Origin of the sequence: Ensifer sp. ENS08 (assembly GCF_014852195.1) — a bacterium.
Taxonomy (GTDB): Bacteria; Pseudomonadota; Alphaproteobacteria; order Rhizobiales; family Rhizobiaceae; genus Ensifer; species Ensifer adhaerens.
The window spans coordinates 340,000-356,419 of sequence record NZ_JACVBF010000004.1 but is presented as its reverse complement, the minus strand read 5'-3'; the positions used below and the strand labels follow the sequence as shown (position 1 = coordinate 356,419).

The following is a 16,420-nucleotide window of genomic DNA, read 5'->3' as shown; positions in this document are numbered from 1 at the left end:
AACATGTTTGGTGGCAAAAACCGGATCATCACAATCGCAAATCAGAAAGGCGGCGTCGGCAAAACCACGACCGCCATCAATTTGGCGACCGCATTGGCGGCTATCGGCGAACACGTTCTGATCGTTGATCTGGACCCGCAAGGCAACGCCAGCACCGGGCTCGGCATTCAACGCCGCGATCGGAACCTGTCATCCTATGAGCTGATGATGGGATCGTACGGGATCGGCGAGATCGCTCAGCAGACAGCCGTTCCGAATCTCTCGATCATTCCATCGACCATGGACCTTCTCGGCGTCGAGATGGAAATTTCGCAGGAACCGGATCGTGTCTTCCGCTTACGCAAGGCCTTGGTTAGCCCCGCCGCGATGGAATATTCCTACGTGCTCGTCGATTGCCCACCATCGTTCAACTTGCTGACGATGAACGCGATGGCGGCCGCCCATTCGGTACTTGTCCCTCTTCAGTGCGAGTTCTTCGCGCTCGAGGGTCTGAGCCAGCTGCTGGAGACTGTGGATCAGATTCGCCGAACCGTGAATCCGAGCTTGGATATCCAGGGCATCGTGCTGACCATGTTCGATTCGCGCAACAACCTGGCACAGCAGGTTGTTAGCGATGTGCGGACGCATCTCGGCGACAAGGTCTACCACACCCTGATCCCGCGCAATGTTCGCGTCTCGGAAGCGCCTTCCTATGGCAAGCCGGCCATTCTTTATGATCTGAAGTGCGCTGGCAGTCAGGCCTATCTGCAACTGGCCTCCGAAGTCATTCAACGCGAGCGGCAGCGCAAGGCGGCATAATCATTTCGGTAGCGTAATTTAACTCGGGTGACGATATGAACGACGATAGCTCGAAGAGGCGGCTTGGTCGCGGACTGGCCGCGTTGATCGGCGAGATGGATCAGCCGTTGCAAACAGGGGCAGCTGCCCCTGCCCCGGTCAATCCGGATCGGCGCGTGCCGATCGAGTTCGTATCGCGCAACCCGCGCAACCCGCGTCGTCAGTTCGACGAAGCCGAACTCCAGGATCTCGCCAATTCGATCCGTCAGCATGGTATTGTCCAGCCTGTCGTTGCTCGCACCATCGGCGTCGATCGCTACGAGATCATCGCCGGCGAGCGCCGCTGGCGTGCCGCACAACTGGCCGGGTTCACCGAAATCCCGGTTATCATTCGCGACGTTGACGATCGCACGGCGCTTGAAATCGCTATCGTCGAAAACGTCCAGCGCTCGGATCTCAATCCGCTCGACGAAGCGCTTGGCTACGAGCAGTTGATCGCCGAGCACGGCTATACGCAGAACGATCTCGGCGAGATCATCGGCAAGAGCCGAAGCCATGTCGCCAATAGCCTGCGTCTTTTGAAACTGCCGGAACCTGTTCGGGACATGTTGTCGGAAGGCGCGCTTTCGGCTGGACATGCCCGTGCACTCATTCCGACCTCGGATCCGGCTACCCTCGCCCGGACGATCATTGCCAAGGGGCTCTCGGTGCGTGACGCCGAGCGCATCGCGCAGAACGATATTCGCGCGCAGAACGATCCGAATTACGGCAAGACCGTCCGTCGCGACGAGAAGGATGCCGATACGCTAGCGCTCGAGCGCACGTTGTCGGATAGCCTCGGGCTTGAGGTTACCGTGAACCACAAGGCGTCCGGTGGTCATTTGCGCATCGCCTACAAGACGCTGGATCAACTGGAAGAAATCTGCCGGCTGCTCGAACGGCGATAAGCCACTCCTGCGAATTTTTGCTTTGGCGTATTGATGGCGCGTCGCTCCAACGAGCGGCGCGCCTAATTATTTGATATAATGAGATCTTTTGGCGTCCAGTTGAATTTCGGACGGCGAGGTCCACCCATCTCCCTCATGCAGCCTGAAGACCTGTTGGCGAAATTCGAACACTAGGCTGCGGCAACGGGACCGGGTCGACAGAGGCAGGTCAGCGTCGCGCCGATTGCACCGCGATCGCCATCAGGTTCTGCAGCACCAGGCTTTCCTCCAGGCTCGCACGGCTGCGGCTCTGAAAGATAGTCGTCTGCAGGCGATTGAGCTCGCGGCGGATGGCCGGGCTCGACCAATGCTTCAAGGCTGCCTCGACGATCGGCTTGCGGCGAAAGTGCAGCCCACGCCCCAGCGTGGCGATCACTTGCCCCGCCTGCTGGCGGCTTGCATCCATCTCGGCGCGCATCACATCGAGCTGCTGAAACTGGCGCAGGCACGCCTGCAGCACCAGAAAGGCCGGCGTCTTGGATGTAGTGATCTTCTGCATCGCATGCAGCAATCCATCGAGGTCGCCCTTCAGCACGGCATCGACGGCATCGTCGACGGAGATGGCGCTGGCATCCCCAACGATATCGAGCACGTCTTCTTCGTCCACCGTGGACTTGCCACGGCAGTAGAGCGCAAGCTTGCGCAGCTCGTTACGTGAGGCCAGGCGGTCGCCACCGAGCGCCTCCAGCAATCGTTGCCGTGCTGCGGTGCTGATGCCCAGCTTCTCGTCGCCGAGTTCCTTGTCGATCAGCGCTTGCAGGCTGCGCGCGTCGTCACTGTAGCAGGCGATACAGGCGACCGAACGCGCGCTCTCGCCGATCTTTCGAAGTGCGGACCCCTTCTTGAGGTCGCCGGCTTCGACGATCACATAGCTTTCGGTCGGTGGCTCGGACGAAAGGATCTGCAACGCATCGACCAGCGGCTTTTCATTGGCTGCGCCACGGACCCAGACGAGCTTTTCTCCACCGAAGAGGCCGATCGAGTTTACTTCATCGAGCAGCCGCCCGGGCGATTGCGTCAGTTCACTGACATCGAGCTTCAACAGGGAAAACGGATCGTCGAGCGGCACGCCGCAACGGGCGGCGATTGCAGAGGCACGCTCGGAGACGAGCCCGCGGTCGGGCCCGTAGAGGATGAAAAGCCGGTAGACTCCGGCTGACTTCTGGAGAAAGGAGTCGAATTCGTGCGACTTGACCTCGCTCATGCCGACACCCGTTAGCGGCTGAGAGCCGCGGCGATGTCGGCCCGGATCAACTCGGCGAGTTCCTTGGCTGCGCGGTTTTCACCGTCACGAACGGCGCGCACCTTGGCAAATTCCTGGACCGGGAAGTCAACGAGAGCAACGGCCGTGCGGTTGCCGGACTTGATGGTCTCGCCCGTACCGATCTTCGTCAGATTGTAGTCCGCCTTGACGACGATACGGCCGGCGCCGGCGCGGTCCTTGGCCTGATCGTAGAGCACGCCCATCGACCGGTGGGTGACGGTGAGCGCCAGGTGATACTGCGGATTCACGGGCTCGCCCTGACCACCTGCGGCCAGGAAGATCAGCGCGTTACGCACTTCCTGCTCGACACGGTCGGTGGCTTCGGAAATCTCGATCGCCGCCAGTGCCGTCGAGGTGCCGACCGGGTCGGAATAGAGCGGCCGGACCTGGCAGCCGGCGAGCGCGGTCAACATGAGCGCGCCAGCCAGAACCGGAATCGACCGGATACGGAAACCAGCTCTATCAGACAACGACATTGACGATCCTCTGGGGCACGACGATGATTTTCTTGGGGCTGCTGCCGTTGAGCGCGGACTTGACGGCATCGAGCGCCAGGACGGCGCTTTCGATCGCACTCTGATCCGCATCGCGAGCGATTGTCAAATCGGCGCGCTTCTTGCCATTGATCTGCACCGGCATGGTGATTTCGTTCTCGACGACCAGAGCGGGGTTGAACGCCGGCCAGCCGCGTTCCGCAATCAGGCCCTCGCCCCCGACCTCGCGCCAGCATTCCTCGGCGAGGTGCGGCATCATCGGTGCGATGAGGTTGATCAGGATCGTCGTCGCATCCTTCACAGCCCCCGCCAGGGCCGCGTCGGCCTTGCCGGCTGCTACCTGGGTCAGCGGTGCGGCAAGCGTGTTCACGAGCTCGTAGATGCGCGCCACGGCCTTGTTGAAGGCAAGCTTGTCGTAGTCGGCCTCGACCGCGCGCAGCGTCTTGTGCGCGGCTTGCGAAACAGCGAGAGCCTCGCCTTCGAGCGCCGGGGCGGCCTCGATTGCCCGCAGCTTCTCGGCCGCTTCGCTGATCAGACGCCACACGCGCTGCAAGAAGCGATGCGATCCTTCGACACCGGCTTCCGACCAGATCACGTCACGATCCGGCGGCGAATCGGAGAGAACGAAGAAGCGGGCGGTATCAGCGCCATAGGAAGCGATGATGTCGTCGGGATCGACGACGTTCTTCTTCGACTTCGACATCTTCTCGATCGAGCCGATGGTGACTTCCTCACCGGTTTCGATCAGCGTCGCGCTACGGCGTCCATCGATCTCCTCGATGCGGATCTCGGCCGGCGTCACCCATTCGCGCTGGGCGCCTTCGCCGCGGCTATAGGTTTCATGCACGACCATGCCCTGCGTGAACAGGCCCTTGAACGGCTCGTCGACGGCAACATGGCCGGTGGCCTTCATCGCGCGGGTGAAGAAGCGCGAATAGAGCAGATGCAGGATGGCGTGCTCGATACCGCCGATGTACTGATCGACCGGCAGCCAGTGGTTGGCGACCTTGGGGTCGGTCGGATTGTCTTCCCAGGGTGCGGTGAAGCGCGTGAAATACCAGGACGAATCGACGAAGGTGTCCATCGTGTCGGTCTCGCGACGGGCGTCCTTGCCGCAGTGCGGGCAGGCGACGTGGCGCCAGGTGGCGTGACGGTCGAGCGGATTGCCCGGCTTGTCGAAGGTAACGTCCGGTGGCAGCACGACCGGCAGGTCGGCTTTCGGAACTGGTACGACGCCGCAGTCCTCGCAATGGATGACCGGGATCGGGCAGCCCCAGTAGCGCTGGCGCGAGATGCCCCAGTCGCGCAGGCGGAAATTGACCTTGCGCTCGGCACGCGGCGCACCGTCGAGCATTTCCTTCTCGAGCTTCGAAGCAACGGTCTCGAAAGCGTCTTCCGTCGACAGGCCGTCGAGGAAGCGCGAGTTGATCATCACGCCGTCGCCGATATAGGCCTCGTCACCAATGGCGAAGGTCGCGGCATCGCCGTCCCTCGGCATGACGACGGGAACGACCGGCAGGTCATATTTGCGCGCGAAATCGAGGTCGCGCTGGTCGCCGGAGGGGCAGCCGAAGATGGCGCCCGTGCCGTAGTCCATCAGGACGAAATTGGCGACATAAACCGGCAGCTCCCAGCTCGGATCGAGCGGATGCTTGGCACGGATACCGGTGTCGATACCCTTCTTCTCTGCCGTTTCCAGCGCGGCAAGGGAGGTGCCGGCGCGGCGGCATTCCTCGCAGAATGCATCGACCTCAGGGTTGCTGGCCGCCACCTGCCTTGCCAGCGGGTGATCGGCGGCGATCGCCAGGAAGGAGGCGCCGAAGAGCGTGTCCGGACGGGTGGTGTAGACGGTGAGCTCGGTTGCGTCGCCGGCGGTGCCTTCGACGATTTCCCAACGCAGCGACAGGCCCTCGGAGCGGCCGATCCAGTTCTTCTGCATCAGGCGCACCTTCTCGGGCCACTGATCCAGCGTATCGAGCGCGTCGAGCAGTTCCTGGCTGAAGTCGGTGATGCGGAAGAACCATTGGGTCAGTTCGCGCTGTTCGACCAGCGCGCCGGAGCGCCAGCCACGGCCGTCGATCACCTGCTCGTTGGCGAGCACGGTGTTGTCGACCGGGTCCCAGTTGACCTTGGACTGCTTGCGGTAGACGAGGCCCTTTTCCAGGAAGTCCAGGAACAGGTACTGCTGGCGCTGGTAATAGGCGGGGTCACAGGTGGCGAACTCGCGGTTCCAGTCGAGCGACAGGCCCATAACCTTCAGCTGCGCCTTCATCGAGGCGATGTTCTGGTAGGTCCAGCTGGCCGGGTGCACGCCACGCTCCATTGCGGCGTTTTCGGCCGGCATCCCGAAGGCGTCCCAACCCATCGGATGCAGCACGTTGAAGCCGCGGGCGCGCTTGTAGCGCGCTACCACGTCACCCATGGTGTAGTTGCGCACGTGGCCCATGTGGATGCGGCCCGAGGGATAGGGGAACATCTCGAGCACATAGTACTTTTCGCGCGGATCGTCGTTCTCGGTCTGGAAGACCTCGTTCTTGTCCCATTCCTGCTGCCAACGGGGCTCGGCATCACGCGGATTGTATCGTTCGCTAGACATGTCTTTTCGATGTTCCGGAAGTTCTGCGGCGCATAGTGGCGCCTCATGATAGTTGGGGTGACCTTCACCACGAAACCGCCTGACGGTCAAGTTTTTGAAGGGTTTGCCGCGACACTTTGGCGGATTTGAGCCGGTCCATGGCGGAGCGGCCTTGGCAATCGGCTCAACTTTGCCTAAGCCGCTCGGTCAGTGGTTTGGAAATCCCGTGTCGGAGAGCAGGTCCATGGAAGTTCAAGAGCGGTTGCAGGATGTCGTGAGCCGGATTCAGGCAGCGGAGAAGTCTGCCGGTCGCGCCAAGGGTGCCGTCACGCTGGTCGCTGTTTCCAAGACCTTCGACGCCGACGCCATCCGCCCGGTGATTGCCGCCGGGCAGCGGGTCTTCGGCGAGAACCGCGTGCAGGAAGCGCAGGGCAAGTGGCCGGAGCTGAAGGCCGAGACATCCGGTCTCGAACTGCACCTGATCGGCCCGCTGCAGTCGAACAAGGCGGCAGAAGCCGTCGCGCTGTTCGATGTCATCGAGACGGTCGATCGCGAAAAAATCGCCCGCGCGCTTGCGGCCGAAATGCAGAGGCAGGGCCGGGCGCTTAGGCTCTACGTCCAGGTCAACACCGGGCTGGAGCCGCAGAAGGCCGGCATCGCGCCGGAGGAGACCGTTGCCTTCGTGGATCTCTGCCGCAACGAGCTGGGTCTTTCGATCGAGGGGCTGATGTGCATTCCGCCGGTGGAAGAAAATCCCGGCCCGCATTTTGCCCTGCTCGCGAAGCTGGCTGCTGCCTGCAAGCTCGAGAAGCTGTCGATGGGCATGTCAGGCGACTTCGAGACGGCCGTCCAGTTCGGCGCCACCGGCGTTCGCGTCGGTTCGGCCATTTTCGGCGCGCGCTGAGGTCCGTTCGTCACATACCGCTTTCGTCGGGGTTCCCCTCGTCTCTCATTAGCCTATCCTTGTGCACGAGGAGGCCGGACATGTCCGGCAATGTGCGCAGGGAGGAACGGACATGGCGAGTCGCTATGCCGACGTGTACGCGGGCTGGAAATCGGACCCGCAGAGTTTCTGGTCAAATGCCGCCAATGCGATCGACTGGTTTGAAAGACCGGCACGTGCGTTTGATGCGGACGCTGGCATCTATGGGCACTGGTTCGCCGAAGGCATCACCAATACCTGCTACAATTGCCTGGATCGCCATGTGGCCGCAGGCCGTGGCGAGCAAATCGCCTTCATCTATGACAGTCCCGTCACCGGGCGGGTCGAGCGCATCTCCTATGCGTCTCTGCTCGGCGATGTAGCAGCGCTTGCCGCCGTCTACCGGAAACTCGGCGTCGGCAAGGGCGACCGGATCATCATCTATATGCCGATGATCCCGCAGGCGGCGGCTGCTATGCTGGCGGCTGCGCGCATCGGCGCCGTGCATTCCGTGGTTTTCGGCGGTTTTGCCGCCAACGAGCTCGCCGTACGCATCGACGATTGCCAGGCCAAGCTCATTGTGTCCGCAAGCTGCGGCATCGAACCTGGGCGCACCGTGGCCTACAAGCCGCTGCTGGATGCGGCGCTCGACATCGCGACCCACAAGCCGGCCCGTTGCCTCGTCTTCCAACGCGAGATGGCGGAAGCCGCCATGACCGAGGGACGCGACCTCGATTTCGCTGCGGCTTTGGCGGCGGCCAAGCAGGCGGGAGAAGAGGTCGGCTGTACTCCGGTCGCCTCGACCGATCCGCTCTATGTGCTCTACACGTCGGGCACGACCGGCCAGCCCAAGGGCGTGGTGCGCGACAATGGCGGCCACATGGTCGCGCTCAAATGGTCGATGGAGAATTTCTTCGGCGTGCAGCCGGGCGAAGTGTTCTGGGCTGCGTCCGATATCGGCTGGGTCGTTGGCCATTCCTATATCGTGTATGGTCCGCTCCTCAACGGCAGCACCTCGATCCTGTTCGAAGGCAAGCCGGTCGGCACGCCGGATCCAGGCACCTATTGGCGCATCATTGCCGAACACGGCGTCGTGGTGATGTTCACCGCGCCGACGGCGCTGAGAGCGATCCGCAAGGAAGATCCGGAGGCTTCCCACGTTCGCCGATACGACCTGTCGAAATTCCGCGCGTTGTTTCTTGCCGGAGAACGGGCGGATCCCGACACGATCCAATGGGCAGAAAACGCGCTCGGCGTGCCCGTCATCGACCATTGGTGGCAGACGGAAACGGGATGGCCCGTGGCGGGAAATCCGATGGGGCTCGGGCTCCTGCCGGTAAAGTACGGTTCTCCGGCGGTTCCGCTGCCGGGATACGACGTCCAGATTCTCGACGATGCCGGACATCCGGTTGGCGCCGGTACGCTCGGCAATGTGGTGGTAAAGCTGCCGCTGCCGCCCGGCTGCCTGCCGACGCTTTGGAATGCTGACCATCGGTTCCGTGCGGCCTATCTCGACGAGTTTCCCGGCTACTACAAGACTGCCGATGCCGGCTACCTCGATGAGGATGGTTACATCTTCATCATGGCGCGGACGGATGACATCATCAACGTGGCTGGCCATCGCCTCTCCACCGGAGCGATGGAGGAGGTCTGCGCCAGCCACCCCGATGTTGCCGAATGCGCCGTGATCGGCATTGCCGACGACCTGAAAGGCCAGGTACCGGCCGGCTTCCTCGTCATCAACTCCAATGTTTCCCGTGAAACGTCAGAGATCGAGCGCGAGGTCATCAGCCTCGTGCGCGAACGCATCGGACCTGTTGCCGCCTTCCGCCTGGCGATCTGCGTCAAGCGGCTGCCCAAGACGCGGTCGGGAAAGATCCTGCGCGCTACGATCCAGAAGATCGCTGACCGCCAGCCCTGGAAGATGCCCGCGACGATCGACGATCCAGTCATCCTCGACGAAATCACCGTTGCGCTGCATGGGCGCGGCATCGGTGTATAACGATTGCTAAGCCGGCTCATGAATCTGCGAGGTGCGTTCCGTATTAGGCGTGCACAACGGCCGCGAACCAATCGGCGAAACTGGCTGCCGCCTTCGAGCGTGTGACTTTGGTGATCAGGAAGTAGCTCTCGTCCTCCAGGGTGGCGACATCGGACAGGATCACCAGGTCACCGTTTTCGATTTCGCGGCGGAAGACTTCGACCGGGCAAAGCGCCACGCCATGGCCGGCAATGACCGCCGTCGCCAGAAGATTGAAATCCTGGAAAACCGGGCCACGCAACGTCTGCGTGGTCTCCTGCCCTGCTCTTGCCAGCCAATCGCGCCAGCGTGACGTCGTTTCGTCGTGCAGCAGATCGGCAGACGCGATTGCCTCTGGTGACCTCAACGCGCCTTTCCGCTCGAGATAGCGGGGGCTCGCAACCGGCCGATTGATGCGGGAGAACAGCCGGTCGGAACGGGTCCCCTCGCTCTTGTCGGCGCCGAGCGTGATGAGGACGTCGCAGCCGGTTTCCCGCAATAGCTGCTCGGCCATCGCGTAGACGACCTTCACGTCCACCTCGCGGTGACGCTGCAGGAATTCGCCGAGTGCCGGGATCAGCCAGCGCGTGGCGATCGAGGGTATGCAGGCAACGCTCACCTGCGCCTTGGCGTTCAGCCGCAGCAACTCCGTTTCCGCGGCGATGCGCTCGAATGACGATGTCAACACGGCGGACAGGTTCTCCGCCTCCGGCGCCAGACTGACCCCACGCTTCTCGCGCATGAAGAGCGGCCGGCCGAACCACGCCTCCAGCAGCCGGATCTGGTGACTGATGGCGGCGTGCGTCACATGCAGTTCGTCACCGGCGCGGGAGAAGCTCGCCAGACGCGCTGCGGCTTCGAAGGCGCGCAGCATGCCGAGTGGGGGCAACATCATCTGTAAGTTTTCCTCATCAAATCCTTGAGGAATCGTCGTTTGATTGGTTGTCGATGTCAACGGATACTGGGCTTCCAACCGAGGCGGGAGAGAGCTTTTCCGTTGGCGGATATTAGGAATATTTACAGATGGAGAGGCCCATGTTCGTCCGCAGCCTGCAGCAGATCGAAGCAACTGATCATTTCGTCGAGTGGGGCAGCGGTACTAGCCACCGCCTGCTCACCGAGAGGGACGGTATGGGTTTCACCGTCTGCCACACGGTGGTGCGCGCCGGAACGGTATCGCTGCTCGAGTACCGCAACCATCTCGAGGCCTGCTATTGCATCGCCGGGCACGGCGAGGTCGAGGACATGCAGGGCAAGGTCTTCCCGATCAACAAGGGTGATATCTACGTGCTGGACCAGCACGACAAACACTATCTTCGCGGTGGCAAGGACGAAGATCTGGTCCTTGTCAGCATTTTCAATCCGCCGCTCAAGGGGACCGAGCGCCACAACCTCAATGATCCATCCGGTTCGGCCTACTGAGCACGTTGCTGAGCACTGACCAACAAAAAAGCCCGGATCGTCGATCCGGGCTTTTTTCATTGGGCTGGACGGCGATCAGTACTGATCGTCTTCGTCCTCGTCCTTGCGGTCCGACTTCAGCGACTTGAGCTTGGCGAAGACGGCATCGGCGTCGATTTCCTTCTCTTCCTCGCGCTCGTAGCTGAAGCCCAGCTTTTCGGTTTCCTGGGCCGATTCCAGCGTCTGGCCGAGTTCGGCAGCCGTCGGCAGCGGACGACCCTTGGAAGCGCGTTCGACTTCGAGGTCGAGGTCGATCTGCGAGCAGAGGCCGAGGGTTACCGGATCCATCGGCGTCAGGTTGGCGGAGTTCCAGTGGGTGCGCTCACGGATCTGCTCGATCGTCGACTTGGTCGTACCGACGAGGCGCGAGATCTGCGCGTCCTTGAGCTCCGGATGGTTGCGAACCAGCCACAGAATGGCGTTCGGGCGATCCTGGCGCTTGGAAACTGGGGTGTAGCGCGGGCCCTTGCGCTTGCTATCAGGTACGCGAACCTTCGGCTCGGACAGCTTCAGCTTGTGGTTGGGGTTGCCTTCGGCGCGCGCGATCTCGTCGCGCGAAAGCTGACCGGTCGCAATCGGGTCGAGGCCCTTGATGCCCTGCGCGGATTCACCGTCGGCGATCGCCTTAACTTCGAGCGGGTGCAGCTTGCAGAACTGCGCGATCTGGTCGAAGGACAGCGCGGTATTGTCAACCAGCCAGACGGCGGTCGCCTTGGGCATAAGCAGTTGCTGAGCCATGGATATAGTCCTTTTGTCCGCCGCGCCGGTGTCGCGGGCCGTGGAGTCTACCACTGATTTCCGGGAAATGTGGGCCTCTATACCGTCGTTGTCGCGAAATTGCAATTCTTCAGTTCCAAATGTCCTTTTGTCTAATTGCGGCGGGCATTTGACCTGCTATGAATGTCCGCGAAACGGGGGAGCCCTAGGAGGGGCGAGCCACACTAGGAATGCGTAGGGAGGAAAATATGTCCGCCAAAATCTATCCGGTGTTGAAGTCTGCCAAGAGCCGGACGCTGCTTGATAACGCCACTTACCTGAAGTGGTACGAGGAGAGCGTTTCCGATCCGGCAAAGTTCTGGGGCAAGCACGGCAAACGGATCGATTGGTTCAAGCCCTATACCAAGGTCAAGAACACGTCCTTCAAAGGCAAGGTCTCGATCAAGTGGTATGAAGACGGCCTTACCAACGTCTCCTACAACTGTATCGACCGCCACCTGAAGACGCATGGCGAAAAGACTGCCATCATCTGGGAAGGCGACAATCCCTATATCGACAAGAAGATCACCTACAACCAGCTCTACGAGCAGGTCTGCCGCCTTGCCAACGTCTTGAAGAAGCATGGCGTCAAGAAGGGCGACCGCGTCACCATCTATATGCCGATGATCCCGGAAGCATCCTATGCGATGCTCGCGTGCGCCCGCATCGGCGCCATCCATTCGGTCGTCTTCGGCGGCTTCTCGCCGGACGCACTTGCTGGCCGTATCGTCGACTGCGAGTCCACCTTCGTCATCACTTGCGACGAGGGCGTGCGCGGCGGCAAGCCGGTCCCGCTCAAGGAAAACACTGATACGGCGATCGACATCGCGGCCAAGCAGCATGTCATCGTCAACAAGGTTCTGGTGGTGCGCCGCACCGGCGGCAAGACCGCCTGGGCACCGGGCCGTGACCTCTGGTACCACCAGGAAATCGCGACCGTGAAGCCGCATTGCGAGCCGGCGAAGATGAAGGCGGAAGATCCGCTGTTTATCCTCTATACCTCTGGCTCGACCGGCAAGCCGAAGGGTGTGCTGCATACGACCGGCGGTTACCTCGTCTATGCATCGATGACGCACGAATATGTCTTCGACTACCGCGATGGCGAGGTCTACTGGTGCACCGCCGACGTCGGCTGGGTCACTGGCCACTCCTATATCGTCTATGGTCCGCTCGCGAATGCGGCGACGACCGTGATGTTCGAAGGTGTGCCGAATTTCCCGGACGCTGGGCGTTTCTGGGAAGTGGTCGACAAGCACAAGGTCAACGTCTTCTACACCGCGCCGACGGCGATCCGCTCGCTGATGGGCGCCGGCGACGACTTCGTCAAGCGCGCCTCGCGCTCGTCGCTTCGCCTGCTCGGTTCGGTCGGCGAGCCGATCAACCCGGAAGCCTGGGAGTGGTATTACAACGTCGTCGGCGAGCAGAAGTCGCCGATCGTCGATACCTGGTGGCAGACCGAGACCGGCGGCATCCTGATCACGCCGCTGCCGGGTGCGACGGATCTCAAGCCCGGTTCGGCCACGCGGCCGTTCTTCGGAGTTCAGCCGCAGCTCGTCGACAACGAAGGCAATGTTCTGGAAGGTGCTGCCGACGGCAACCTCTGCATCACCGACAGCTGGCCGGGCCAGATGCGCACGATCTACGGCGACCATGCGCGTTTCGGTCAGACTTACTTCGCCACCTACAAGGGCAAGTATTTCACCGGTGACGGCTGCCGCCGCGATGAGGACGGCTACTACTGGATCACCGGCCGCGTCGACGATGTCTTGAACGTCTCCGGCCACCGCCTCGGTACGGCCGAAGTGGAATCGGCGCTCGTGTCGCATCATCTCGTCTCGGAAGCGGCCGTCGTCGGCTATCCGCACCCGATCAAGGGCCAGGGCATCTATTGCTATGTTTCGCTGATGGCTGGTGAAATCGGCAACGACGAACTGCGCGCCGCCTTGGTGAAGCATGTCCGTTCGGAAATCGGGCCGATCGCGACGCCGGACAAGATCCAGTTCGCTCCGGGCCTGCCGAAGACCCGCTCGGGCAAGATCATGCGCCGCATCCTGCGCAAGATCGCGGAGGATGACTTCGGTGCGCTCGGCGATACCTCGACGCTCGCCGATCCGGCCGTTGTCGATGATCTGATCGCGAACCGCCAGAACAAGGCCTGACCTTGAAAACCGCCGCGCGTCTCTTGGACGTGCGGCGGTTCCCCTCTCGTCGCCAGGTGGCCGTCAAACCATTTCGTGAGCCGGATTCAGATCGAGGTTGCAGGCGCAGGCGCCCGACCTGAACTTAGAAGTCGATCGCCCGACCCTTGATCTCCCAGTCGCCGTAGCGGGCTGGATCTTCACCTCCGCGCCCGCCGATCTCCTGCGGCAGTTCCTTCTTGATCTCCGCCTGACGCCGCTCTTCCGCTTCCTTCAGCGCCCGCACAGCGGCGGGCGGCAGCGGCTTCTTCGGGCGGTCGGCGGCGTTGTCATTGTCGTTCTGCATCTGAACGGTATCCGGATTCGAGCATCAATATTGAAGAATTGGGTGTTTGCACCCATCATATAGGATGCCGTTCCCCGGACGGGAACCCTGATTCACGTGAAACGTAGACGACCCGGAGCCTCCTGATGAACCTTGTCCGCACCGCCATGCTGCTTGCAGTCATGACCGCCCTGTTCATGGCGGTAGGCTTCGCCATTGGCGGACGGGGCGGCATGATGATCGCCTTCGTCATGGCCGCAGGCATGAACTTCTTCTCCTATTGGAACTCGGACAAGATGGTGCTGCGCATGTACCGCGCGCAGGAGGTCGATGAGCGCAGTGCCCCGGAATATTACGGCATCGTGCGTGACCTCGCTCGCAATGCCGGCCTGCCGATGCCGCGCGTCTATGTGATCGATAGCCCGCAGCCGAACGCGTTTGCCACCGGTCGCAATCCGGAGAATGCCGCGGTCGCCGCGTCGACCGGGCTGCTTCACGCTCTCGACTATGACGAGGTCGCCGGCGTGATGGCGCATGAACTCGCGCACGTGCAGAACCGCGATACGCTGACGATGACGCTGACGGCAACCCTTGCCGGCGCGATCTCGATGCTCGGCAACTTTGCCTTCTTCTTCAGCGGCAACCGTGAAAACAACAATCCGCTCGGCTTCATCGGCACGCTTGTCGCGATGATCGTGGCGCCGATGGCGGCAATGCTGGTGCAGATGGCGATCAGCCGGACGCGCGAATACTCGGCCGACCGTCGCGGCGCCGAGATTTGCGGCAAGCCCCTGGCGCTCGCTTCGGCGCTGCAGAAGATCGCAGGCGCCGCCCATCAGATCCACAATGACGATGCCGAGCGCAACCCGGCAACGGCGCATATGTTCATCATCAATCCGCTCTCCGGCGAGCGCATGGACAACCTGTTCTCGACCCATCCGAACACCGAAAACCGCATCGCGGCCCTGCAGCAGATGGCGCAGGAGATGTCTTCGGTCTCGACGCCGCCGGTTCGTGCTGATAATCCCGTGCGCAAATCGCGCTCTGTGCCCTCTACCGGATGGGGTCGCGGTGGTTCCGAACCGCCCAAAGGTCCCTGGTCCTGATGTCTGCAGAAAACAACAACGATTCACGTCCGAAACGATCGCACCGCAACGGCGGCGCAGCGAAATCGAAGAAGCCCGCTCCGGCGCCGCGTGGTCCGGAGAAGCCGGGGTTGAGGGCTCGTCAGGCCGCCGCGAAGATCTTGGCAGCAGTTATCGACCGCAAGACGTCGCTCGACGGCATGCTCGACAGCGAGCACGGCAACCCGGCCTATCGCGAGCTTAACGACGCCGACCGCGCTCTGGTCCGGGCAATACTCAATTCCGCCCTTCGCCATCTCCCGCGCGTGCAGGCTGCGATCAACTCGCTGCTGCAGACGCCCCTACCGGAGGGTGCGCGGGCGCTGGAGCATGTGCTTGCCGTGGCAGCGGCACAGATCCTCTATCTCGACGTGCCCGATCATTCCGCCGTCGATCTCGCCGTCGAACAGGCGCAGAACGATCCGCGCAACCGCCGCTTCGCCAATCTCGTGAACGCCGTGCTGCGGCGCCTGTCGCGCGAAAAGGAAGCCGTTCTCGAAAGCACGCGCCATATTCCGGCGATGCCGGAATGGTTCTTCGAGCGCCTCATTGCCCACTACGGCGCAGCGGCGGCCGAGAAGATCGCCGAGGCGCAGTTGACGCCGGCGGCAATCGATCTTTCCGTCAAATCCGAGCCTGCGGCTTGGGCCGAGCGGCTTGGTGGCACCGTCCTGCCGACCGGCTCTGTGCGGCTCGGCGCATTCTCCGGCTCCATCCCCTCCTTAGCCGGATTCGATGATGGCGGCTGGTGGGTCCAGGACGCGGCTGCATCGATCCCTGCGCGGCTCTTTGGCGACCTCAAGGGCAAGCGGACCGTCGATCTCTGCGCCGCACCGGGCGGCAAGACGGCCCAACTCATTCTTGCTGGCGCCGAAGTGACGGCGCTGGACCAGTCCGGCAGCCGCTTGCGCCGGCTGAAGGGCAATCTCAAGCGGCTGGGGCTCGAGGCCGAGACCAAGGAAGTCAACATGGCGGACTTCCAGCCGGAAGCCCTGTTCGATGCGGCGCTTCTCGACGCTCCCTGCTCCTCGACCGGCACGACACGACGTCACCCTGATGTGTTGTGGACCAAGGGACCGGAAGACATCGAAAAGCTTGCCGACCTGCAGGAGCGGCTGCTTCGTCATGCGCTGACGGTGGTCAAGCCCGGTGGCACCGTCGTCTTCTCGAATTGCTCCCTCGACCCGCGTGAAGGCGAAGAGGTCGTTGCCCGGGTTATCGGTTCCGGCGAAAGCTACGAGCGCGTTCCGATTTCTGCAGCGGATTGGCCGGGGCTCGAGGATGCGATCACGCAGGTCGGCGAAATGCGGACGACGCCGGCCATGCTGCCGCTCGATGCACCGTTTTCGAGCGGCCTCGATGGTTTCTACGCGGCGGTGATTCGGCGCAAATAACAGCGCAAACTGAGCTTTCAGCAGCTGGAACCGGGCCTCAAGGCCCTGTTTCACCGCATCATTTGACGCTTTCGACCGGGAAGCCTATCAAAGATGGCAGGATTGATAAAAGTTTAATGGTCTTCGCGGCACCATGCGGACGCTGGCGCGAGGTCCTGGCGCGCTCCGATGATGTGAGTGATCG

Annotated in this window: 14 protein-coding genes; 8 read left to right on the top strand and 6 right to left on the bottom strand. The window is 62.2% G+C overall.

Going from position 1 to position 16,420, the window contains the following annotated elements; genetic code table 11:
- The first annotated feature begins 3 nt into the window (after positions 1-3).
- Together IB272_RS13640 and IB272_RS13635 are read left to right on the top strand one after the other, a co-directional pair.
- Positions 4-798 (top strand): ParA family protein, encoded by a 795-nt coding sequence (locus tag IB272_RS13640; protein WP_060583730.1) that lies wholly within the window; start codon positions 4-6, stop codon positions 796-798.
- Positions 799-833: 35 nt separating this feature from the next.
- A complete protein-coding gene (locus tag IB272_RS13635) occupies positions 834-1,724 on the top strand; it encodes a ParB/RepB/Spo0J family partition protein (RefSeq protein ID WP_034800146.1) in 891 nt (296 codons plus the stop codon).
- 208 nt (positions 1,725-1,932) lie between these two features.
- On the opposite strand, the gene holA is transcribed toward IB272_RS13635, so the two are convergent.
- Genes holA through leuS form a run of 3 tightly spaced genes read right to left on the bottom strand, consistent with a single transcriptional unit; the run spans position 1,933 to position 6,117 of the window.
- Positions 1,933-2,967 carry a DNA polymerase III subunit delta gene (gene holA / locus IB272_RS13630; protein ID WP_060583729.1) on the bottom strand — a complete coding sequence of 345 codons (1,035 nt, stop codon included), beginning with the start codon at positions 2,965-2,967 and terminating at the stop codon, positions 1,933-1,935.
- Between the two features lie 11 nt (positions 2,968-2,978).
- A complete protein-coding gene (gene lptE / locus IB272_RS13625; protein ID WP_034800148.1) occupies positions 2,979-3,503 on the bottom strand; it encodes an LPS assembly lipoprotein LptE in 525 nt (174 codons plus the stop codon).
- Positions 3,490-6,117, bottom strand: coding sequence for a leucine--tRNA ligase (gene leuS / locus IB272_RS13620; RefSeq protein WP_060583728.1), 2,628 nt, complete (start codon positions 6,115-6,117; stop codon positions 3,490-3,492). Before leuS ends, lptE begins: the two co-directional genes overlap by 14 nt.
- 223 nt (positions 6,118-6,340) lie before the next feature.
- Between leuS and IB272_RS13615 the strand changes: the two genes are divergently transcribed.
- Both IB272_RS13615 and IB272_RS13610 read left to right on the top strand, forming a co-directional pair.
- Positions 6,341-7,000: a YggS family pyridoxal phosphate-dependent enzyme gene (locus IB272_RS13615; protein ID WP_060583727.1), complete on the top strand. Its 660-nt coding sequence runs from the start codon at positions 6,341-6,343 to the stop codon at positions 6,998-7,000.
- 112 nt (positions 7,001-7,112) lie between these two features.
- Positions 7,113-9,020, top strand: coding sequence for a propionyl-CoA synthetase (locus IB272_RS13610; RefSeq protein WP_060583726.1), 1,908 nt, complete (start codon positions 7,113-7,115; stop codon positions 9,018-9,020).
- A gap of 43 nt (positions 9,021-9,063) precedes the next feature.
- Here IB272_RS13610 and IB272_RS13605 read toward each other — a convergent pair whose 3' ends face one another.
- A complete protein-coding gene (locus IB272_RS13605) occupies positions 9,064-9,930 on the bottom strand; it encodes a LysR substrate-binding domain-containing protein (protein ID WP_113135355.1) in 867 nt (288 codons plus the stop codon).
- A 143-nt stretch (positions 9,931-10,073) separates the two neighbouring features.
- Here IB272_RS13605 and IB272_RS13600 point away from each other — a divergent pair, with 143 nt between their 5' ends.
- On the top strand, positions 10,074-10,460 hold the full coding sequence (locus tag IB272_RS13600; protein WP_060521514.1) for an ectoine synthase: 387 nt from the start codon (positions 10,074-10,076) through the stop codon (positions 10,458-10,460).
- A 75-nt stretch (positions 10,461-10,535) separates the two neighbouring features.
- Here the strand turns inward: IB272_RS13600 and IB272_RS13595 are convergent, their stop codons facing one another.
- Complete coding sequence (locus IB272_RS13595; protein ID WP_034800153.1) at positions 10,536-11,237, bottom strand: DUF1013 domain-containing protein; 702 nt, start codon at positions 11,235-11,237, stop codon at positions 10,536-10,538.
- Positions 11,238-11,464: 227 nt separating this feature from the next.
- Here IB272_RS13595 and acs point away from each other — a divergent pair, with 227 nt between their 5' ends.
- Positions 11,465-13,414 carry an acetate--CoA ligase gene (gene acs / locus IB272_RS13590; RefSeq protein WP_060583722.1) on the top strand — a complete coding sequence of 650 codons (1,950 nt, stop codon included), beginning with the start codon at positions 11,465-11,467 and terminating at the stop codon, positions 13,412-13,414.
- Positions 13,415-13,538: 124 nt separating this feature from the next.
- Here acs and IB272_RS13585 read toward each other — a convergent pair whose 3' ends face one another.
- Positions 13,539-13,739 (bottom strand): DUF1674 domain-containing protein, encoded by a 201-nt coding sequence (locus IB272_RS13585; RefSeq protein WP_034800155.1) that lies wholly within the window; start codon positions 13,737-13,739, stop codon positions 13,539-13,541.
- A 125-nt stretch (positions 13,740-13,864) separates the two neighbouring features.
- Here IB272_RS13585 and htpX point away from each other — a divergent pair, with 125 nt between their 5' ends.
- On the top strand, positions 13,865-14,824 hold the full coding sequence (htpX, locus tag IB272_RS13580) for a zinc metalloprotease HtpX (protein ID WP_034800156.1): 960 nt from the start codon (positions 13,865-13,867) through the stop codon (positions 14,822-14,824).
- Positions 14,824-16,236, top strand: a complete 1,413-nt coding sequence (locus IB272_RS13575; RefSeq protein ID WP_060521511.1) for an RsmB/NOP family class I SAM-dependent RNA methyltransferase — start codon at positions 14,824-14,826, stop codon at positions 16,234-16,236. Before htpX ends, IB272_RS13575 begins: the two co-directional genes overlap by 1 nt.
- Positions 16,237-16,420: the final 184 nt, after the last annotated feature.